19 protein-coding genes are annotated in these 19,352 nt (G+C 67.0%); 11 read left to right on the top strand and 8 right to left on the bottom strand.

Features of this window, described 5'->3' with window-relative positions:
- Positions 1–33: 33 nt before the first annotated feature.
- From OVY01_RS01610 to OVY01_RS01600, 3 genes are read right to left on the bottom strand one after another with little or no spacing between them, the layout of a single operon-like run.
- Positions 34–1,335 (bottom strand): class I SAM-dependent methyltransferase, encoded by a 1,302-nt coding sequence (locus tag OVY01_RS01610; RefSeq protein WP_267845128.1) that lies wholly within the window; start codon positions 1,333–1,335, stop codon positions 34–36.
- Positions 1,335–2,345, bottom strand: a complete 1,011-nt coding sequence (locus OVY01_RS01605) for a DUF1365 domain-containing protein (RefSeq protein ID WP_267845126.1) — start codon at positions 2,343–2,345, stop codon at positions 1,335–1,337. Before OVY01_RS01605 ends, OVY01_RS01610 begins: the two co-directional genes overlap by 1 nt.
- Complete coding sequence (locus tag OVY01_RS01600; RefSeq protein ID WP_267845125.1) at positions 2,342–3,847, bottom strand: NAD(P)/FAD-dependent oxidoreductase; 1,506 nt, start codon at positions 3,845–3,847, stop codon at positions 2,342–2,344. Before OVY01_RS01600 ends, OVY01_RS01605 begins: the two co-directional genes overlap by 4 nt.
- A gap of 441 nt (positions 3,848–4,288) precedes the next feature.
- Here OVY01_RS01600 and OVY01_RS01595 point away from each other — a divergent pair, with 441 nt between their 5' ends.
- The 5 genes from OVY01_RS01595 (at position 4,289) to OVY01_RS01575 (ending at position 8,744) form a co-directional block, all read left to right on the top strand.
- Entirely contained in the window at positions 4,289–4,957 is a 669-nt protein-coding gene (locus OVY01_RS01595) for a sigma-70 family RNA polymerase sigma factor (RefSeq protein ID WP_267845123.1), read from the top strand.
- 28 nt (positions 4,958–4,985) lie between these two features.
- Entirely contained in the window at positions 4,986–5,783 is a 798-nt protein-coding gene (locus OVY01_RS01590) for a cupin domain-containing protein (RefSeq protein ID WP_267845121.1), read from the top strand.
- Positions 5,780–6,733, top strand: coding sequence for an alpha/beta hydrolase (locus tag OVY01_RS01585; RefSeq protein ID WP_267845120.1), 954 nt, complete (start codon positions 5,780–5,782; stop codon positions 6,731–6,733). The genes OVY01_RS01590 and OVY01_RS01585 overlap by 4 nt, the downstream gene beginning before the upstream one ends.
- Positions 6,734–6,789: 56 nt before the next feature.
- Positions 6,790–7,575 (top strand): DUF1295 domain-containing protein, encoded by a 786-nt coding sequence (locus tag OVY01_RS01580; protein WP_284700774.1) that lies wholly within the window; start codon positions 6,790–6,792, stop codon positions 7,573–7,575.
- Positions 7,576–7,658: 83 nt separating this feature from the next.
- A complete protein-coding gene (locus OVY01_RS01575; protein WP_267845118.1) occupies positions 7,659–8,744 on the top strand; it encodes an SAM-dependent methyltransferase in 1,086 nt (361 codons plus the stop codon).
- Here the strand turns inward: OVY01_RS01575 and OVY01_RS01570 are convergent.
- Positions 8,741–9,682, bottom strand: a complete 942-nt coding sequence (locus OVY01_RS01570; protein ID WP_267845116.1) for an NAD-dependent protein deacetylase — start codon at positions 9,680–9,682, stop codon at positions 8,741–8,743. The two genes, OVY01_RS01575 and OVY01_RS01570, sit on opposite strands and share 4 nt — an antisense overlap.
- On the bottom strand, positions 9,675–10,649 hold the full coding sequence (gene epsC / locus OVY01_RS01565; protein WP_267845115.1) for a serine O-acetyltransferase EpsC: 975 nt from the start codon (positions 10,647–10,649) through the stop codon (positions 9,675–9,677). The genes OVY01_RS01570 and epsC overlap by 8 nt, the downstream gene beginning before the upstream one ends.
- Positions 10,650–11,091: 442 nt before the next feature.
- On the opposite strand from epsC, the gene OVY01_RS01560 reads away from it, so the two are divergent.
- The 4 genes from OVY01_RS01560 to OVY01_RS01545 are packed head-to-tail and all read left to right on the top strand — an operon-like array spanning position 11,092 to position 14,183.
- Positions 11,092–12,522 (top strand): cytochrome ubiquinol oxidase subunit I, encoded by a 1,431-nt coding sequence (locus tag OVY01_RS01560; protein WP_267845114.1) that lies wholly within the window; start codon positions 11,092–11,094, stop codon positions 12,520–12,522.
- 22 nt (positions 12,523–12,544) lie between these two features.
- Positions 12,545–13,546, top strand: coding sequence for a cytochrome d ubiquinol oxidase subunit II (gene cydB / locus OVY01_RS01555; protein WP_267845113.1), 1,002 nt, complete (start codon positions 12,545–12,547; stop codon positions 13,544–13,546).
- 9 nt (positions 13,547–13,555) lie between these two features.
- Positions 13,556–13,729: a hypothetical protein gene (locus tag OVY01_RS01550; protein ID WP_267845111.1), complete on the top strand. Its 174-nt coding sequence runs from the start codon at positions 13,556–13,558 to the stop codon at positions 13,727–13,729.
- A 49-nt stretch (positions 13,730–13,778) separates the two neighbouring features.
- Positions 13,779–14,183, top strand: a complete 405-nt coding sequence (locus tag OVY01_RS01545; RefSeq protein ID WP_267845109.1) for a DUF2177 family protein — start codon at positions 13,779–13,781, stop codon at positions 14,181–14,183.
- A gap of 76 nt (positions 14,184–14,259) precedes the next feature.
- Here OVY01_RS01545 and OVY01_RS01540 read toward each other — a convergent pair whose 3' ends face one another.
- Both OVY01_RS01540 and OVY01_RS01535 read right to left on the bottom strand, forming a co-directional pair.
- Positions 14,260–15,249 (bottom strand): LLM class flavin-dependent oxidoreductase, encoded by a 990-nt coding sequence (locus OVY01_RS01540; protein ID WP_267845108.1) that lies wholly within the window; start codon positions 15,247–15,249, stop codon positions 14,260–14,262.
- 188 nt (positions 15,250–15,437) lie between these two features.
- Entirely contained in the window at positions 15,438–15,656 is a 219-nt protein-coding gene (locus OVY01_RS01535; protein ID WP_267845106.1) for a hypothetical protein, read from the bottom strand.
- Positions 15,657–15,775: 119 nt separating this feature from the next.
- Between OVY01_RS01535 and OVY01_RS01530 the strand changes: the two genes are divergently transcribed.
- Both OVY01_RS01530 and OVY01_RS01525 read left to right on the top strand, forming a co-directional pair.
- A complete protein-coding gene (locus tag OVY01_RS01530) occupies positions 15,776–16,684 on the top strand; it encodes a class I SAM-dependent methyltransferase (protein WP_267845105.1) in 909 nt (302 codons plus the stop codon).
- A gap of 75 nt (positions 16,685–16,759) precedes the next feature.
- Positions 16,760–17,791, top strand: a complete 1,032-nt coding sequence (locus OVY01_RS01525; protein WP_267845104.1) for an alpha/beta fold hydrolase — start codon at positions 16,760–16,762, stop codon at positions 17,789–17,791.
- A 16-nt stretch (positions 17,792–17,807) separates the two neighbouring features.
- Here OVY01_RS01525 and OVY01_RS01520 read toward each other — a convergent pair whose 3' ends face one another.
- On the bottom strand, positions 17,808–19,292 hold the full coding sequence (locus OVY01_RS01520; RefSeq protein WP_267845102.1) for an alpha/beta hydrolase-fold protein: 1,485 nt from the start codon (positions 19,290–19,292) through the stop codon (positions 17,808–17,810).
- Between the last annotated feature and the right edge of the window lie 60 nt (positions 19,293–19,352).

The raw sequence follows: 19,352 nt of genomic DNA, 5'->3' as shown, positions 1-19,352 counted from the left end.
CCACCCGGACCGGACGACCGCTCGTTCGCCACCTCAGGCCGTCGGCGCCGCCTGCCCATTGCCACCACTCGCGCCCGGGGCCCGAAACCGGTAGAAACCAACGTCGATCGCACCCGCGGCGAAACCCCCTTCGCAATATTTCAGGTAATACTCCCACAGCCGCTTGAAGCGGTCGTCGAAGCCCTGGGCGGTCAGCACAGGCCATTCCTTGAGGAAGCGCCGGTGCCACTCGGCGAGCGTGCGCGCGTAGCTCGCACCGAAGTGCTGCTCGCTTTCGACGCCCAGGCCCGCCTCGCATGCCAGCGAGCGCAGGCGGCTGGGTGGCGGCAGCATGCCGCCGGGAAAAACATAGCGCTGGATGAAATCGACGTCGCGGCGATAGGCCGCGAAGCGGCTTTCGGCAATCGTGATGACCTGTAGCAACGCCCGGCCGCCGGGCGCGAGGCGCGCCGCCAACTGCGTGAAGTAGGTGGTCCAGTACGCTTCGCCGACCGCTTCGAACATTTCGATCGACACGATCCGGTCGAAGGACCCCTCGATGTCCCGGTAATCCTGGAGACGGATGTCGACCTGCGCCTGGCGCCCGGCATCGGCGACGCGCTGCGCGGCCAGCGCCTGTTGCGCCGGCGACAGCGTGATCGCGACGACGTCGCACCCCGCTTCGGCCAGACGCAGCGCGAGGGCGCCCCAGCCGCAACCGATTTCCAGCACACGTTCGCCGCCACGCAGATCGAGCTGCGCGACGATCGCATCGAGCTTGCACGCCTGGGCTTCTTCGAGCGTATCCGTCGCGTGCCGATAGAGCGCCGACGAATAGACCATTCCCGCGTCCAGCCAGCGTTCGTAGAACGCGTTGCCCAGGTCGTAGTGCGCGACGATATTGCGGCGGCTGCCCGCGCGCGTGTTCGCGCGGCGCCAGTGGCCGATCCGATCGCCGATGCGCCGCGCGAGGCTGCCGGCCATGGTGGCGTCGAGCGCATCGCGGTTGTGCGCCGCCAGGGCGATCAGCGCGGCGACGTCGGGGCTGCTCCAGTCGCCCGCCAGGTAGCTTTCCGCGAAGCCGATGTCGCCGTGCCGCAGCAGACGCGGGAGCATGCGCCAGCGATGGATCGTCAGCGTCGCGTGGCTGGCGGCGGCGGGATGGGGCCGGGCGTCGTCCGACGTCCGCACCAGCGTCGCGCCGGACGGCGTGACGATCGTCAGGCGTCCCACCGTCCAGCGCGCGAGCAGCTTGCGCAACAGCAACAGGCAGACCCTTTCGATCCCGGATCTGGCCATGTCGCCGCGGATCTCGATGGCGCCGGGCGCCGTGGGTTTGGACCTGAACCAATACACTATTGCACCTCCTTCGAATCGGATGAGGAAAAGCGGGATGAAGAAAAGCGGGATGAAGCAAAGCGGGATGAAGCAAAGCGGTCGTGCGGCCGCGCGATGTCCGCGAGGCGGACGACGGTCAGCGCGTCTCCCGGCGGCGGACAAGGACGAAAGCCGCTGCCCTTGTACCACAATTGCAGCGCCTCCCAGTGAATGCCCACCACGACCTTGAGCGTCAACAACGGATGCGTGACGAACAGGCGCAGGAGGGCGCCGTCGGTCAATCCGCGGCGCTGCGCGCCATAGGCGGCGCTGAGGATGGCTTGCGGCGGCGCGGCGGCGACGGCGGGTCCGGGATCGTCGAACGCATCGATCAGCACCGACAACCGGGCGTCCGGGCGCACCACACGGAAGCGATAGGTCATATCGCGACCAAGGAAGGGCGAGACGTGGAAGCGTTTGCGACACGATTGCTCGATCGCGCGCGGCGCGCGGTCGGGTACGGATGTGCCCGGCGCCGCACCCGGCGCATCCGGCGCCACCGGGATCACGTAGGTATGCCGTTGCCCGAACGTATTGCTGACCTCGTAGACCAGCGCCGCGAGCGTGCCGTCGCGGGCGTAGCAGTAGTAGACCGACAGCGGATTGAACACATAGCCGAGCACGCGCGGCATGCACAGCAGTTCGACGCGTCCTCCCGCGAGGTCGACGTCGGCGCGCTCGAGCAGGCGGTCGATCTGCACGCGCAGCGGGACCGCGCTGCGCTCGCCGTGGTCCCGGTCATGAAAACTGTACAGATTGAAGCGGTTGCGCGAAAACAGCCGGGTCTGCCGCACGGCATCGTCGAGACGATCGAGATCGAGCAGCATCGAGAAGATCCGATAGCGCAGGCGGTGCGCACGCGGCGCGCGACGCTGGTGGGAAACACTGCCCACGTAGAGCACGGCCGCCGGTTTCGGCGGCGCGTCCGGGCCGGGAGCTGACGCCGCCGGGCCGGGCGGCCTGCGCATCGCGGCGGGGCCGGTCGTCATGCGGACTCGGCGGCTGCGAGCGGCCGGCGTCCGGCGGCCCCTGCAACGGGATGGACGTGAATGCGGGACGAGGGCGTGGCGAGCGTCCAGGGACGACGCACGTTCCCCAGTTGCTCGGCCACCGCGAGCCCTGCCTGCAGGCCGTCTTCGTGAAATCCCGCGCCGAAGTACGCGCCGCAGAACCAGGTGCGATGCTGGCCCTGCAGTTCCCACAGCCGGTGTTGCGCGTGCAGCGTGTCGCCGTTGAAGATCGGATGGGTATAGTCCGTCTCGTAATAGCGGCGCGCGGCGTCGGGCTCGCGCCCCGGGTTGAGCGTCACGAATAGCGGCAGGCGCGCGTCCAGGTGCTGGAGGCGGTTCATCCAGTAGGTCAGACACAAGGTTTCGGTGCGCGCGTCCTCGCCGGCACCGTTCGGGCGCATGGCGCCTTGCTCGAACGCCGACCGGCGGCCGAGGTAATTCCAGCTCGACCAGACCTTGCGCCGTTGCGGCATCAGCGCCGTATCGCCATGCAGGACCGCGCGATTCCGCGAATAGCGGAAAGCGCCCAGCAACGCGCGCTCCGCCGCGGTGGGTTCGTCGAGCAGCGCCAGCGCCTCGTCCGCATGCGTGGCGATCACGACCGCATCGAATGTTTCGCTGCTGCCATCTGCGCAGCGTATGCGCACGCCCGCGCCTGCATCGGCACCCGCATGCGCCGCATCCGAACCCTCCGTCCCATGCATGCGCGGGCCGCGCCGCGAGACCGACACCGCCGCCGGCTTGACGGCGATGCGCGCGCCGAATTCCGCCGTCAGCTTTTTGACGTATTCGGTACTGCCGCCGCTGACCGTGCGCCACTGCGGCCGCGTACCCAGCGTCAGCAGACCGTGATTCTGACAAAACCGCACGAAGGCCTCGGCGGGATGGTCCAGCAGGCGATGGGCCGGCGCCGACCAGATCGCGGCGGCCATCGGCATGAGATGGTCGTCGCGAAAGGCGGCGCCGTAGCCACGCGCGGCGAGCCAGTCGCCGATGCTGGCGCCATCGAAGCGGCCGAGATGGCGCGGTGCCTCGCGATAGAAGCGCACCAGATCGCGCAGCATCGACCAGAAGCGCGGCTGCACCAGGTTGCGCCGTTGCGCGAATAGCGTGTCGAGGCCGTCGCCGGCGTACTCCAGCGCGCCATCGTCCAGGGAGATTCCCAACGACATGTCGGTGGCGCGCGTCGCCACCCCGAGATGTTCGAACAGCGCCGTGAGATTCGGATAGCACGCCTCGTTGTAGACGATGAAGCCGGTATCGACACGCGCTTCCACCCCGTGCGCCGAGACCTGCACCGTATTGCTGTGACCTCCGAACCGCGTGGCCTTCTCGAAAACGGTGACGGTGTGCCGGTGCGACAGCAGCCACGCGGCCGCCATGCCGGAAATGCCGCTGCCCAGCACCGCGATGCGCTGCGGTGCCGGGGCATCGGGGCCACTCACCGATGGCGTGGCGAACGTCGGGTACGGCGCCTGCATCCCCATCTCCTGAATCGGTCGCTTTGCTACGGTTGCACTGCGGAACCGCAGCGCTGAACCGGACTAATCAAACGTATGTACGATGTACGTGCGGGCGGGGAAACGCTTCTTCGAGGAGGTCTCGAATATAATCGTTCGCGCTGCCCGCATTACACGCTCCGCGCGTATGTACCGAACCGCCTCTCCACCGTCGCTGTATATAAGAATATACGAAGGGCGGGTTCGATCGGATCACCCGTCGCGGCGTCGACGAATCCACGCGTGCGGTGATCCAGCGCATCCTGCACCACGTACAAAGATCAAGAAGATGAAAGTCGTGCGATTACAGCTTGGATGTCACACCGCAGCTTTCGGATCGGACGGTCGGCGACCGGGTGCACCGTGGTGGGCCGGGGAGAGACGGCACGAGGTGCCCCTCGTCGTATCCATCGGTGCCCCGCGATGAGCGACGCCTACCGCGACCCGGCCTACCGCGACCCGGCCTACCGCGACTCGGCCGAGCGCGGCCCGGCCGAGCGCGGCCCGGCCGAGCGGCTGCATCACGCGCAGTTGCTGCAGCGTATCGGACAGCAGGCGGACCGCGCGGCATTTGGCGAATTGTTCGCCCATTTCGCACCCCGGCTGAAGGGCTTTCTGATTCATGCGGGGGCGTCGCCGGAGCAGGCGGACGATCTGAGCCAGGAAGCGATGCTGCTGGTATGGCGCAAGGCGGCGCAGTTCGACGCATCGAAGGCGGGAGCGGCCACCTGGATCTATACGATCGCGCGCAATCTGCGGATCGATGCCGCGCGACGGCGCGTGATCCAGACGGTCGCCGACGATTCGTCCGACGTGATGGCAGGCGGACGGGACGATGCCGACGACGGCGCGAACGGCGCCGAGATGAGCGCCGAGACGCGCGCGGCGGCGCAGCAGCGGGCGGACCACGTGCAGCGTGCGCTGGGCGAGCTGCCGGACGAGCAATCGCGGGTGATCTTGATGGCGTTTTACCATGGCAAGGCACATGCCGACGTGGCGCGGGAACTGGATCTGCCTCTGGGCACGGTGAAATCGCGCTTGCGGCTGGCGGCGCAGAAGTTACGGACTTTATTGGGAGAGTGGTCGGAATGAGCATTGAGATCCCACAGGCGACGCGGCGTTGGACCCCGTTGCCCGTGCCGTTGCCGGTTCCGCGGCGCGCGCGGGCCCCCGGCCCGCGCGGCCCGACGGGCTGGCCGCGATGATCGTTCACCATCCTCAGGACGATACGCTGTTGCGCTTCTGCACGGGCGATCTCCCGCCGGGCCCGGCGCTCGTCGTCGCGTCGCATGTTTCGCAGTGCCCGGCGTGCCGGCATACGCTGCGGTTGCTGGAAAACGTTGGCGGAGCGCTGCTTGCCGACGCGGAACCGGTGGCCTGCGGTGTCGATCGGACATCCGCCGTGGCGGCGCTGCTCGCCGATCCCGAAAGCGCGGCGCGGCGCATGGAAGCGCGCGCCGCGAGCGGCGCCGGGAACCGTTTGCCGAGCGCGTGGGAACCGATGGCGGGCGTCACCACGGGGGCGCTGCCGCCGCTGCCGGCCGGCATGGCGGTGCCTGCGCCCCTCGCGGCCTTCCCGGTTACCGCCTGGCGCCCGGTCTCGCCAGGTATCCGATGGGCCAGGATCTCGTTCCCCGGCGACCCCGATTCGAAAGTGCTGCTGCTGCGCGCCCAGCCCGGCGCGGCGCTGCCGCTGCACACCCATACCGGTCCCGAATATACCTATGTGCTGCATGGGTCCCTCAGCGGCGAAGGGGCGGTTCTGCATCCTGGCGATCTAGTCGAATCCGAGCCATCGCTGCGTCACCAGCCCGAGGTCGTATCGAACGGCGAGTGCATCTGCATGCTGGCGGTCGAGGGGCGGCTGGTGATGAGCACGCTGCTGGCGCGGATCGCGCAAAGGATCATCGGCTTATGAGCAGCGCGATCGAATTCCTGTCCCGTCCGCCGCGCCGGCTGCTGGCGGTCCTGACGCTGCTGCTGTGTCCGTGGTTCGGTGGCTGCGTGGCGACGCTGAACCGGGCCGCCACGGGCAGCGACGTGACGGTCGCACACGATCTGGCCTATGGCGACGACGCCCGGCAGCGGCTGGATGTCTACCGCCCGGTCGCGCCCGGCGCCGATGCCGATGCCGATGCCGATGCCGACGGCGGCACCGTTGCGCCGGATGGCGCTTCCGCGAAGCGCGGCTTGCCGGTCGTGGTCTTCCTGTATGGCGGCAGCTGGCAGTCCGGTAGCAAGGAAGCCTATCCATTCGTCGGTGCCGCACTGGCGCGCCGGGGCTATGTGACCTTTGTGCCCGATTACCGGATCTATCCGCAGGTGACGTATCCCGCCTTCGTCCAGGATGCCGCGCGCGCGGTCGCCTATGCCCGGGCGCATGCGGCCCGGTATGGCGGAGACCCCTCGCGCATCGTGCTCATCGGCCATTCCGCCGGTGCCTACCTGGTCGCGATGCTCGCGCTGGACAAACGCTGGCTGGCCGCCGTCGGCATGGACCCGCAACGGGACCTGCGCGGGGTCGTGGGACTCGCCGGGCCGTACGACTTTCTGCCGCTGCACGACGACGCATTGAAGGCGATTTTCACGACGCCCGCCGGCTTGGCGGATACCCAGCCGATCACGCATGTCGACGGCGCGTCGCCGCCGATGCTGCTGCTGGCCGGACGCAACGACAAAACCGTCGACCCCGGCAACACGCTACGGCTCGCGGCCGCGTTGCGGGCGCACGGCGCGCCGGTCGAGGACATTCTGTACGCGCATGCGGCGCATCCGCTAATCATCGGCGCCTTCGCGCCGATGCTGCGTTTCCTCTCGCCCAGCTTCGCCGATACGACGCGTTTCGTCGACGCTCGGGTGAAACCGTGAACGGGCCGCTGGTGGCGGGCATGGCGTTGACGTCGTGGGTCGCGATGGCCACGGTCATGGCGCTGGCGTGGCGCGTGGCGCTGCGCACCGGCAACGCGGGATGGATCGATGTGTTCTGGACCTTCGGACTCGGCGTGATCGGCGTGGCCGCGGTAGGCGTGCTGTTGTCGCCGTGGCTGCCGGCGGCGTCGTCCTTCGCGCCGGTCGCGCCGCGTGCGTTGCTGGCGGCCGCATTGCTTGCCGCCTGGTCCCTGCGGCTCGGTGCGCACATCCTCGGACGCACGCGCCGCAACGACGACGATCCGCGTTACGCGCAACTGCGCGAGGAATGGGGCGCGCGCTATGCGTCGCGCCTGTTCCTGTTCCTCCAGGTGCAGGCGCTGGCCGGCGTGCCGCTGCTGCTCGCCGTGGTCGTCGCGGCAGGGCGCCCCGGCCCGTTCGGCGACGTGCAGGATGGCCTGGCGCTGGCCGTCTGCCTGGTGGCGGTCGCCGGCGAGGCGTTATCCGACCGCGCGTTGCGCCGCTTCGCGCGCGCGCCGCACCGTCGCGAGGCCGTTTGCGAGACGGGACCCTGGCGCTGGTCGCGGCATCCGAACTATTTCTTCGAATGGCTGGGCTGGTGCGCCTGGCCCGTGCTCGCGCTGCATGCGGGTCATCCATGGGGATGCATCACGCTGCTCGCGCCATTGCTGATGTACGTCCTGCTGGTGCATGTATCGGGCATCCCGCCGCTCGAGGCGCATATGGCGCGTTCGCGCGGCGCGGCCTGGCGGGACTACGCGGCGCGCACGCCGGCGTTTTTTCCCTGGCCGCCGCGTTCCGCGCGTCGGCCGCCCGCCTGAACGGGCGAGCGGGAGCGGGCCTCGCGAGCCGCCCGAAGGTTGCGCCGGATCTGTAGCGATTTCACTTTACGAGGCTTGTGGCCATGAATCCGATAGCACCGATGATCCGGATGGCGGAACGTCTGCCGCTGACCGACCCGATGACCTTGTCGGGTATCCAGTTCCTGGTCGGCAAGACCGCGCGACGGCTCGCGCAGGGCGGGGCGGCCGCGGATTTCGCCTTCATCCAGGCGATGCAGCGGTTTCCGATCGCGGTGCATACCGAGGACGCGAACCGGCAGCATTACGAACTGCCGCCGGCGTTCTTCGCGCTGATGCTGGGTGAACGGCGTAAATATTCGTGCTGCCTGTATGGCGAAGAGGAGGCGCTGGCGTGTGCTCCCGAGGTCGCGTCGATCAGCCTCGACGACGCCGAGCGGGCGGCGCTGCGGGCCACCTGCGCGCATGCGGCGCTCGCGGACGGACAGCGGATTCTCGAACTGGGCTGCGGCTGGGGTTCGTTGACCCTATGGATGGCGCAGCAGTACCCGGGCGCGCGGATTACCGCGGTGTCGAATTCCCAGGCGCAGCGCGCGTATATCGAAGACCGTTGCCGCGCCGACGGCCTGGACAACGTCCAGGTGGTGACGGCGGACATGAACGATTTCGCCGTGGCGTCCGACGCGCCGCGTTTCGACCGCGTGGTCTCGGTCGAGATGTTCGAGCACATGGCGAACTGGCAACTGCTGCTCGCACGGGTGCGCGACTGGTTGCTGCCCGACGGCAAGCTGTTCCTGCACGTCTTCACGCACCGCGGCGCGCCCTACCGGTTCGATCACAATGACCCGAGCGACTGGATCGCCCAGCACTTCTTCACCGGTGGCCTGATGCCCAGCGAGCGCATGATCGAACAGTTCGGCGATCTGTTCACGCTCGAACAGGAGTGGCGCTGGAACGGCACCCATTACGCGCGCACGGCGGGCGACTGGCTGCGCAACTTCGACCGGCACGGGTCCGAGATCGACGCCATCCTGGCGACGGTGTACGGCCGGGATGCGCGGCTGTGGAAGCGGCGCTGGCGCTTGTTCCTGTTGTCGACGATCGGCCTCTTCGGCCATCGGCAGGGCGCCGACTGGGGCGTGAGCCACTACAGCCTGCGGCCGTTCCCGGGAATCAACCGGCGCTTCTAGAACGCGTCCCCGAACAACCGCGCCAGCACCCGCGCCGCGCTCGCCTCCACTTTGACGTCCAGCAAGGCGTCCGCGCGCGTGCGGCCGATATTGATCGCCGCGATCGGCAGGCCCCGTTCCGCGGCGCCCAGCGCGAAACGGTAGCCGGAGTACACCATCAGCGACGAGCCGACGACGAGCATGCCGTCGGATGCGTCCAGCGCCGCGAACGCCCGGTCGACCCGCTCGCGCGGCACCGGCTCGCCGAAGAACACCACGTCCGGTTTCAGCATGCCGCCGCAACCGGCATGGGTCGGCACGACGAAGTCGGCGAACGCCGCGTCTTCCAGGTCCGCGTCGCCGTCCGGCCCGAGGCGCGCGTCGAGCCCGATCCATGCCGGGTTGCACCGTTCCAGGTCGGCCTGCATCGCGTCGCGCCCGAACCGCGCATCGCACGCCAGGCAGCGCACCCGGTCGAGCCGCCCGTGCAGATCGATCACATTGCGGCTGCCGGCGGCCTCGTGCAGGCCGTCGACGTTCTGCGTCACCAGCAGGGACGGGCGCGAGCGGTCGCCGTCGTGCCCGGCCGAACCGTGCTCCCAGTGCGCGAGCGCCGCGTGCGCCGCGTTCGGACGGGCGCGGCCAAACCCCCGCCAGCCGATCATGCCGCGCGCCCAATAGCGGTTGCGCATCAGCGTATCGGTGGTGAACGCCTGATAGGTCGTCGGCATCGGGCGCTTCCAGTCGCCGTTGGCATCGCGGTAATCCTCGATGCCCGACTCCGTGCTGCACCCGGCGCCGGTGAGCACGAACAGCCGCGGATGCCGGTCGACGAAGTCGGCCAGGCGATCCAGCGCGGCCGCTTCCTGTGCCGCTTCCCGCGCCGCTTCGTGGGGCGCTGCTTCGTGTGCCGCTTCGTGTGACGCTTCGTGTGACGCTTCGTGCACGGGTTCAGCCATTGCGCATCTGCGCCTGGGCGATGCTGCTGTTCGGCGGTACGCTGTAGGTCAGCCAGACATTGCCGCCGATGGTCGAGCCCCGGCCGATGGTGATCCGGCCGAGCACGGTCGCGCCGGCATAGATGACGACGCCGTCCTCGACCACCGGATGCCGCAGGTTGCCCTTGATGAGCACGCCTGCTTCGTCCGCGGGAAAGCGCTTCGCGCCGAGCGTCACATGCTGGTACAGCCGGACGTGTTCGCCGATCACGGCCGTCTCGCCGATCACCACGCCGGTACCGTGATCGATGAAGAAGCTGCCGCCGATGCTGGCCCCCGGATGGATGTCGATGCCCGTCATCGAGTGAGATATGTCCGAAATCAGCCGCGAGACGAAGCGCGCGCCCAGATGCCAGAGCGCATGGGCCAGGCGGTGATAGATAATCGCGATGGTGCCCGGGTAGCAGAGCAGCACCTCGGAAATGCTGGTGGCCGCCGGATCGCCCTCGAAGGCCGCGCGCAGGTCGCTGACGAGCAGCGCGCGGATGGGCACCAGCTGGGCGGCGAACGCGCGGACGATCTGGTCCGCGCGCTGGCGCGGCGTCGGGCCATCCAGTTCGTCCTCGGCGCCGAACAGCAGGCCGCGCCGCACCTGTTCGCCCAGCGCGCGCAAGGCATGGCTGAGGGTGCTGCCGACGAAATGGTCGATGTCCTCGTCGGTCAGGTCCGGGCGCCCGTAGTGGGTTGGAAACAACGCCGCGCACAATTCATCGAGGATCGCGCCGATCGCCTTGCGCGACGGCAGTTCCCGGATGCGTCCGCGATGACGCACGTTGTGCGTGACTTCACGCGAGCGGCGCAGGCCCGACACGACGTCGTCGAGATGCCATGTCGGCGTCCCGGATGCACCGGATACGTCGGATGCATCGCGCGCGTCCGGTTTTTCGTCGGCGGGACGCAGGGCGGGGAAGGGAGGGGACATTTTCATCGGGCGTGTTCCTGTGCGTCGTCCTGTTCCCATCGATTCTAACGCGGGACCCCGCACACCGCCGGCCGGCGTGCGCGAAGCGAGGTCATGCACGGCGCGCGCGAGGCGAGGTCAGGTGGTTTTTTCGCCCGTGCGTCAGATCGACGCATTGGCGTACGCAAAGAAGAACGTAAAGCGTGGCGGATAACGGAATCTTACTTTATATTTATCAGCTGCTTACAGCCGTGTAGGGCTTGACCGACAGACGCGGTCGGGGCTTGCTGCGGCACCCGGTCGCGTCGTCCTGCGGCAGGGGTTGGACGATGATGTCGTCTGTCGCCCGTCACGGCGTCAAGCAGTCAAATCAAGGTTTTTGCTCGCGCACGAGCTTTCTAACTAGGGTTTGCGCCGGTGGTCGATGCAGCATGTCGAACGGACCCGGAACGGACCCTAAGGACCCATCATGCCTGTGAATTTCAGTGCAATCGATCTGGCGCGTTTCCAGTTCGCCTTTACGGTTTCCTTCCACATCATCTTTCCCGCCCTCAGCATCGGTCTCGCGAGTTTTCTCGCGGTGCTCGAAGGCGCCTGGCTCAAAACCAAGAATCCCATCTACAAGGACATGTTCATGTTCTGGTCGAAGGTGTTCGCCGTCGGCTTCGGCATGGGCGTCGTGTCCGGCGTGGTGATGAGTTATCAGTTCGGCACCAACTGGGGCGGGTTTTCGAATTACGCCGGCCCGGTGACGGGGCCGTTGCTTGCCTATGAAGTACTGACCGCGTTCTTCCTGGAAGCGGGTTTTCTCGGCGTGATGCTGTTCGGCTGGCATCGCGTCGGCCCGAAGGCGCACTTCGGCGCGACCCTGATGGTGGCGATCGGCACGCTGATCTCCACGTTCTGGATCCTCGCCTCGAACAGCTGGATGCAGACGCCGCAGGGCTACGCGATCGTCGGCGGCAAGATCGTGCCGCAGGACTGGTTCAAGATCGTCTTCAACCCGTCCTTCCCGTATCGCCTGGGTCATATGGCGATGGCGGCCTTCATCGCCGGCGCTTTCGTGGTTGCCGCGACGGGTGCCTGGCACCTGCTCAAGGGACGCCGTGACCCGGCGATCCGCAAATCGCTGTCGATGGCCCTGTGGATCCTGCTGATCCTCACGCCGATCCAGGCGTTCGTCGGCGACGCGCACGGCCTGAACACCCGCAAGTATCAGCCCGCGAAGATCGCGGCGATCGAAGGGATCTGGGACACGGAGCAGGGCGCCGCGCTGAACCTGTTCGGCATTCCCGACATGGACGCCGAGATCACCAAGTACCGCATTTCCGTGCCGCATCTGGGCAGCCTGATCCTTACGCACGAATGGAACGGCGAGATTCGCGGCCTGAAGAGTTTTCCGAAGGCCGACCGGCCGAACTCGACGCTGATCTTCTGGACCTTCCGTGTGATGGCCGGACTCGGCATGCTGATGATCCTGATGTCGCTGGTCGGCCTGGCGCTGCGCAAGGGCGGCAAACTCTATGAATCGCGCTGGTTCCAGCGCTGGGTGCTCTTCATGGGCCCGGCGGGTTTCGTCGCCTTGCTCGCGGGCTGGATCACGACCGAGGCCGGACGGCAGCCCTGGGTGGTGTACGGCGTGATGCGCACGGTCGACGCGGCCTCGCCGAACAGCGCGCAGGCGGTCGGCATTTCGCTGATGATCTTCATGATCGTATACTTCCTGGTCTTCGGCACGGGCATCTACTACATCCTGAAGCTGATCCGCACCGGGCCGGCCTTCCCGGAAACGCCCGACGAGCGCAAGTCTCACCAATGGGGCGACGACGGCCATGGCGACCCGGCGCAGACCGCGCGCCGGCCGCTGTCGGGGTCGAGCGAATCCATCGAATCACACTGACCGCGCAAGCCGAGGAAAAAAAATGGATATCTCCTTCATCTGGGCGGCGATCATCGCGGTCGGTGTCTTCATGTATGTGGTGCTGGACGGGTTCGACCTGGGCATCGGCATCCTGTTTCCGTTCTTTCCCGAACATCACGACCGCGACGTGATGATGAACACCGTCGCGCCGGTCTGGGACGGCAACGAGACCTGGCTGGTGCTCGGTGGGGCGGGGCTGTTCGCCGCATTTCCGCTGGCATACGCGTCGATCCTGTCGGCGCTGTACCTGCCGCTGATCATGATGCTGATCTGCCTGATCTTTCGCGGCGTCGCGTTCGAACTGCGCGCGAAATCGCGTCGCACGCGCGCGCTGTGGGACCTCGCCTTCATGCTCGGTTCGGCCGGCGCGACGTTCTGCCAGGGCGTGGCGCTGGGCGGGTACATTTCCGGGATCAAGGTGGGGCCGACCGGCTTCGTCGGCGGCGCGCTGGACTGGTTCACGCCGTTCAGTCTGTTCTGCGGACTGGGGCTGCTCGCCGCGTACTCGGTGCTGGGCGCGGGCTGGTTGATTGCCAAGACCGAAGGCGAGCTGCAGCGCCGGATGTACCGGCTGATGTGGCCGTTGACGGTGGGCATGCTGGCCGCCATCGCCATCGTCAGCCTGTGGACGCCGCTGGGCGACGCCGCGATCGCGCACCGCTGGTTCTCGATGCCGACGCTGCTGTACCTGATTCCGGTACCCGTCCTTACGCTGCTGTGCGCCGCCGGCGTGCGTTACGGGGTGCGCAAGCGCTTCGACCGGATGCCGTTTATCATGGCGCTGGCGCTGGTGGCGCTGTGTTACGTCGGTTTCATCTGCAGTCTCTGGCCGAACATCATTCCGCCGTCGGTCAGCATCTGGGACGCTTCGTCGCCGCATTCCAGCCAGATGTTCTCGCTGGTCGGCGTGGCCATCGTGCTGCCGATCATCCTGATCTACACGACCATGGGCTACTGGATCTTCCGCGGCAAGGTACGCCACGACGATCCCGGCTATCATTGAGGAGACGTCATGTTCAAGGCTTTCAAGGATAGCGTTCCCGAAAACGGCCCCCGCGCCGCCGACGGTCGGGCACCGCGCGCGCGCCATCCGATGCTGTGGTTCGTGACATTGTATGGCGGCGGCATTCTCGTCACCACGGCGGTGGCGGCCGTGCTGCACGTGCTGGTGTTCGCCGCTTCCTGACTGCGTGTCTTTCCCGGGCGCGCTCCCCTTCTGACGCGAGGTTCGCTGCATGGCCCGTTATGTCGTTGCGTATCTGGTGGCCGCGGTCGTTTTCCTGGGCTGCGACTTCATCTACCTGCGTTTCGCGGGCGCGCCGATGTACCGGCAGGCGCTCGGCGATCAGCTTGCCGACCCGATGCGGATCGGCCCCGGCATCCTCTTCTATCTCATCTTCATCGCGGGGCTGGTGTTTTTCGCGGTCGCGCCGGCCTTCGCGACCGGGGACTGGAAGACGGCGCTCCTGCGGGGCGCGGCATTGGGGTTCGTCGCCTACGCAACGTACGAGTTGACGAACCACGCGACGCTGGCGCGCTGGACGCCGCGCCTGGTGGTGGTCGATATGACATGGGGAACGGTGCTGAGCGGGGTCGCGGCCGCGCTCTCCTATGCGCTGACGGTGCGCTGGACGCGGTAGCGAATCGGCGCCGCGGCCGGAAGGACCCGACACGCGATCCAAGGCTGACGGCCGCGCCAGGCCGTCCTTCGGTCCGCTACAGCGCGCGCGCTATTTCCGCGCCGATTTCGAATGAATGCAGCCGCGCGGCGTGATCGTAGATCTGCCCCGCGAACATGAATTCGTCGGCCTGGGTACGCGCCAGCAAGGCGCCGAGCGCGTCGCGCACCCGTGCGGGCGAGCCCACCGCGCTGCACGACAGCGCACGCTCCACGTTCGCCCGTTCGCTGTCGTGCCAGATACCCGCCATGCTGTCCACCGGCGGGCGCAGCGGTCCCGGCGTATTGCGGCGCAGCGCGAGGAACTGCTGCTGCGCCGAGGTCATCAGACGCTGCCCGGCCTCGTCGGTATCCGCGGCGAACAGGTTGACGCCGACCATCGCATGCGGCTTCGACAGCGTGGGCGACGCTTCGAAATGGTGCCGGTACGTCGCCAGCGCGGCGTCGAGCAGATCCGGCGCGAAATGCGAGGCGAAGGCGAAGGGCATCCCCAGCGCGGCGGCCAGGCGTGCGCTGAACAGGCTCGAACCCAGCAACCAGATCGGCACCTTGGTGCCCACGCCCGGAATCGCCTGCACCTGCTGTCCGGGCGTAGCGTCGTCGAAATAATCGCGCAGTTCGATCACGTCCTGCGGAAACGATTCTGCGCTGTCCTGCAGCGTGCGGCGCAGGGCCCGCGCGGTGAGCTGGTCGGAGCCGGGCGCGCGCCCCAGGCCCAGTTCGATTCGACCGGGAAACAGCGTGGCGAGCGTGCCGAATTGTTCGGCGATGACGAGGGGGGCATGGTTCGGCAGCATGATGCCGCCGGAGCCGACCTTGATGGTTTTCGTCGCCGCGGCCACCTGGCCGATCAGGATCGAGGTCGCGGAACTGGCGATGCCGGGCATGTTGTGATGCTCGGCCAGCCAGTAGCGCTGGAAACCCCAGCCCTCGGCGTGACGGGCGAGATCGACCGTATTGCGAAACGATTGCGCGGCGTCGCTGCCCTGGAGGATCGGCGAGAGGTCGAGGAGCGAATACTGGGTCATGGCGGGGAAGGGGATACGCGCGGGGCGCGCTCCACACTCCTATCGGTCAAAACACCATGATAGTCTCAACCCGGATTTCTGGTCGGCGGCGTCGAGTCGCCCTGCCGCGCGAAGGCCTATTGCCGGCGCGCATCCGGCATCCCTGCCGCGTTCGCCCAGCGTCCGCGTGCCGGCGTCCGGCGGCGCATCTAGCGTCCGTTGATCAGGCAGCGCGCGATGAAATTTTCCGCCTGGCTGCGCGAACCGGCCTCGGAGAACCCCTCGCTGAGCGACTTCTGCTTCACCGAGCTGGCGTCCTGCAGGCAGTTCCCGGAGCCGTGGGAGACCAACGCGCGGTTGGCGACGAGAAACGCCAGCAGCAAAAAGATGACGACGAACAGCAACCGCCCGGACATTCCTCTGCGCATGGCTTTCTCTCCCTGTATGCAGGAAGGGTAGACCGAAGCGGCAGGCGCCGAAGCTAGGAATTACCCGTGCATGGGGTAAAATCCGGGGGAATGGCAAACCTTTTACGGTAGACGACACGATGGTGAAGAAGTCCCGGGCGTCCGCGGCGCCCCTCCCGCCCGCCGGCGGTGGCGCACCGTCCGCGCCGCTTGCGGAAAAGCACGAGATCCGTCCCGGTCAGTCGATCGAACTGCTCAAGGAACTGCACATCCTCACGCGCGACGGCAAGCTGAACCAGGACAGCCGACGCAAGCTCAAGCAGGTCTATCACCTCTATCAATTCATCGAGCCGCTCCTGTCGGACGTGCGCGCGCGCCAGGGCAGCGTCTCGCTGGTCGATCATGGCGCCGGCAAGTCCTATCTCGGCTTCATCCTGTACGACCTGTTCTTCAAGGATCTGGCGGACGCGTCGCATATCTACGGTATCGAGACGCGCGAGGAACTGGTCGAGAAGTCCGTCGCGCTGGCGGCCCGACTGGATTTCGCACGCATGTCGTTCCTGAACCTGTCGGTGGCCGAATCCACCCTGTCCACACGGCTGCCGGAAACCGTCGACGTGGTCACCGCGCTGCACGCGTGCAACACGGCCACGGACGATGCGATCGATTTCGCACTGCGCAAGCACGCGCAGTACATCGTCGTGGTGCCCTGCTGCCAGGCGGAAGTGGCGTCCGTGCTGCGCAGGAACAAAGGGCAGGCGCTTGCCGCCAATGTCCTGAGCGAGATCTGGCGTCATCCGATCCACACCCGGGAATTCGCCAGTCAGATCACCAATGTGCTGCGCTGTCTCCAACTCGAGGCGCACGGCTATCAGGTCAGCGTCACCGAACTGGTCGGCTGGGAGCATTCGATGAAGAACGAACTCATCATCGCGCACTACAGGGATCTGCCGCGCGGCAAACCGACGCAACGGCTGGCGGCGCTGCTCGACACGATCGGGCTGGACGAAATGCGCGAGCGCTTCTATGCCGAGTCGCCCGCCATCTAGCGATTTTTGGCCGGTTACGATGTGGTGCGCGCGCCGGCGATTCCGCGAGGGCGCGGCGTTGCCGGTGGAGCGCGGATGACGACAGCTTATCAACTCTTCGACGCAGGCGACACGCTGCTCGCATGCGGCCGCGTGTTTCCGTCCCTGCAGATCGCCTACACGACCTATGGCACCCTGAACGCGGCGCGCGACAACGTCATCGTCTTTCCGACGTCGTTCGGCGCGCAGCATCCCGACCTCGAATGGTTGATCGGCGCGGGCGCGCCCTTCGACCCGGCGCGCTGGTTCATCGTCATTCCGAATCTTTTCGGCAACGGCTTGTCCTCGTCGCCATCGAATTCGACGCCGCGCCTGAGCCCGGCCGACTATCCGTTCGTCAGCTATCACGATGCGATCCATGCGCAGCATCGGCTCATGGTCGAGCATCTGGGCGTGCGGCGCATCGCGCTGGTGTATGGGTGGTCCATGGGCGGCATGCAGGCCTATCACTGGGCCGTCCTGTATCCGGATCTGATGGATCGCGTCGCGGTGGTCTGCGGAAGTGCCCGCTGCTCTCCCTACAACCACGTTTTCCTCGAGGGCGCGCGCGCCGCGCTGACGGCCGACCCGGCGTTCAGGGACGGCCATTTCGTCGCGCCGCCCGAACGCGGCTACCGGGCGATGGGGCGCGTGTACGCCGGCTGGGCGATGTCCCACGGCTTCTACCGCGACGAATTGTGGCGCGAGGCCGGATACGCGTCGCTCGAAGCCTTCCTCGTGGGCGCCTGGGACGCGAACTTCACACGCCGCAATGCGAACGATCTGCTCGCGCAACTGGCGACCTGGCAGCGCGGCGACGTCGGCGCGGCCCCGCAGTTCGGCGGCGACCTCGCGCGCGCGCTGGCGGCCGTTCGCGCGCATGTGCTGCTGATGCCGGGCGAGACCGACAGTTATTTTCAGGTGGACGACAACCGCCACGAACTGCCGCTGCTCGTCAATGCGCGCAGCGCGGAACTGCGGCCGATTCCGTCGCTATGGGGCCATCGCGCCGGCAATCCCGAGAAGATTCCGCGCGACCGCGCGTGGCTGGAGGCGGCGATCAAGGGGTTTCTGGACCGTCCCGCTTAGGCGCCTGCGCGACCCGCTAGGCCTTCGATTGGGCGAACAGCCAATCCCTGGCGGCGCGGATGTAGAAGAATTTCCGGGCGGAACCCATGTGGTCGACCCCGTCGAACGTCAGGAACGTGATGTTGCCGTTTCGTCCGAGGTAACCGTCGACCGCTTCGGTGAGCTGGCGTTGGTCGTCCACGGGGAATATCAGCGCGGGATCGAGACGCTCCGCGGGGCGCGTCACCCTGGCACCCGCCTGTTCCCAGACCGGGACACACTTTTCATTCCACGGCGTGGCCTTGTTGTCGTCCGATCCGGTGATGATCAGCAGCTTTTGATCCGCGAGCGTGACGACATCGGCAGGGCGCTGCTGGCCCGCGATGATCAGTCCCGCCGCGAAGGTCTTCGGATGCTTCGCCATCAGCCACAGCGAACTCATCGCGCCCATGGACCAACCCGTGCAGTAGACCCGCTTCGGATCGATCTTCAGCACTTTGTCCATCCGGTCCGCGAGATTCGGATTGCCGTAGTTCCACGTGTTCGTGAGCAGGGATTCCACGAGACGATGGGTATTTTCCACATCGCTCGTATGTTCCCAATAATCGTTCATGGTCGTGCGTTCATAGCGCGGCGTGATGACGACGCATTCGTGCCGGTCCTGCTCTTCCGGGAAGGCCCAGATGCTGGCGATGCACTGCTCGGTCAGGGTCTGGGCGCACGTACCGTCGTAACTGGTTCCGGAGTGGGTGATCGCGAGCACGAGCGGATAGGCCTTGTTCTCGCCCCCCGGCGCGAGGAACGACTTCGGCAGATAAATGCTGTATTCGAGCCAGGCCGAGCGCGTGTCGTCCCACCACCAGTGATTCTGCTCCCAGGCATCGACGCCGCGCGTCACCACGTCGTTGCCGCGCGGCCCCACATTGCTCCACGCGGTTTTACTTGCCGGATACACCTTGCCCGCGGTGGTTCGGACGCTTTTTTTCTGGGTGAGCGAAACCTTGTCGCTGTCCGCGGTCGGCAGGCTGAGGTCCGGATCGTGCGCGAATTCGGCGATCACGTACCGGCCCGTGGCGCTGTCGCGAGCGGGCCGCAATGCGGGCAGGGCGCTGGTATAGACCGCTGCGATGGCCCGCGGTCTGGCAACGGCGGTCGTGGCGTTTTTGTCCGGTTCCTGGGGCATGCCGGGAAAGAATCCCCTGGCCGCCGGGACGACGCCCGCACCATAGGTATCGAGGCTCACGCTGACGGGATCGATATTCGCGTCGTATTCCACCGCGATACCGTAGACTTTCTGACCGCCGCCGGTCACCTCGCAGAGCGCATGAATGCGTTGCAGGCCGGGCGTTTTGCGCGCGTGGCCGCCGGGACCATCCTGTCCATCCGGGGAGGGAGGGGAGGCCGCGGCGAATCCGTTCCGGCCCTGGGCCTGCGCGTCCCGGGATCCGACGCCGATGGCGGAAACGGCGCTCGCAAAAACCGTCCCGGCGATCATGAAGTCTCTTCTCGATACATCGGCCATACGTTGCCTCTGAAATTCAAATGATCGGGACGACGCACGTCGGCTGTGAATGCACTGCGT

It is taken from the genome of Robbsia betulipollinis (genome assembly GCF_026624755.1).
GTDB lineage: Bacteria > Pseudomonadota > Gammaproteobacteria > Burkholderiales > Burkholderiaceae > Robbsia > Robbsia betulipollinis.
This window is presented reverse-complemented; position numbering and strand designations above follow the sequence as displayed.

Bases quoted from the DNA above. Each gene is read 5' to 3' on its own strand.
- OVY01_RS01595 (WP_267845123.1), top strand. From the start codon at position 4,289: ATGAGCGACGCCTACCGCGACCCGGCCTACCGCGACCCGGCCTACCGC.
- OVY01_RS01605 (WP_267845126.1), bottom strand. From the start codon at position 2,345: ATGACGACCGGCCCCGCCGCGATGCGCAGGCCGCCCGGCCCGGCGGCG.
- cydB (WP_267845113.1), top strand. From the start codon at position 12,545: ATGGATATCTCCTTCATCTGGGCGGCGATCATCGCGGTCGGTGTCTTC.
- OVY01_RS01545 (WP_267845109.1), top strand. From the start codon at position 13,779: ATGGCCCGTTATGTCGTTGCGTATCTGGTGGCCGCGGTCGTTTTCCTG.
- OVY01_RS01540 (WP_267845108.1), bottom strand. From the start codon at position 15,249: ATGACCCAGTATTCGCTCCTCGACCTCTCGCCGATCCTCCAGGGCAGC.
- OVY01_RS01530 (WP_267845105.1), top strand. From the start codon at position 15,776: ATGGTGAAGAAGTCCCGGGCGTCCGCGGCGCCCCTCCCGCCCGCCGGC.
- OVY01_RS01575 (WP_267845118.1), top strand. From the start codon at position 7,659: ATGAATCCGATAGCACCGATGATCCGGATGGCGGAACGTCTGCCGCTG.
- OVY01_RS01560 (WP_267845114.1), top strand. From the start codon at position 11,092: ATGCCTGTGAATTTCAGTGCAATCGATCTGGCGCGTTTCCAGTTCGCC.
- OVY01_RS01520 (WP_267845102.1), bottom strand. From the start codon at position 19,292: ATGGCCGATGTATCGAGAAGAGACTTCATGATCGCCGGGACGGTTTTT.
- OVY01_RS01585 (WP_267845120.1), top strand. From the start codon at position 5,780: ATGAGCAGCGCGATCGAATTCCTGTCCCGTCCGCCGCGCCGGCTGCTG.
- OVY01_RS01600 (WP_267845125.1), bottom strand. From the start codon at position 3,847: ATGCAGGCGCCGTACCCGACGTTCGCCACGCCATCGGTGAGTGGCCCC.
- OVY01_RS01550 (WP_267845111.1), top strand. From the start codon at position 13,556: ATGTTCAAGGCTTTCAAGGATAGCGTTCCCGAAAACGGCCCCCGCGCC.
- OVY01_RS01570 (WP_267845116.1), bottom strand. From the start codon at position 9,682: ATGGCTGAACCCGTGCACGAAGCGTCACACGAAGCGTCACACGAAGCG.
- OVY01_RS01525 (WP_267845104.1), top strand. From the start codon at position 16,760: ATGACGACAGCTTATCAACTCTTCGACGCAGGCGACACGCTGCTCGCA.
- OVY01_RS01580 (WP_284700774.1), top strand. From the start codon at position 6,790: ATGGCGCTGGCGTGGCGCGTGGCGCTGCGCACCGGCAACGCGGGATGG.
- epsC (WP_267845115.1), bottom strand. From the start codon at position 10,649: ATGAAAATGTCCCCTCCCTTCCCCGCCCTGCGTCCCGCCGACGAAAAA.
- OVY01_RS01535 (WP_267845106.1), bottom strand. From the start codon at position 15,656: ATGCGCAGAGGAATGTCCGGGCGGTTGCTGTTCGTCGTCATCTTTTTG.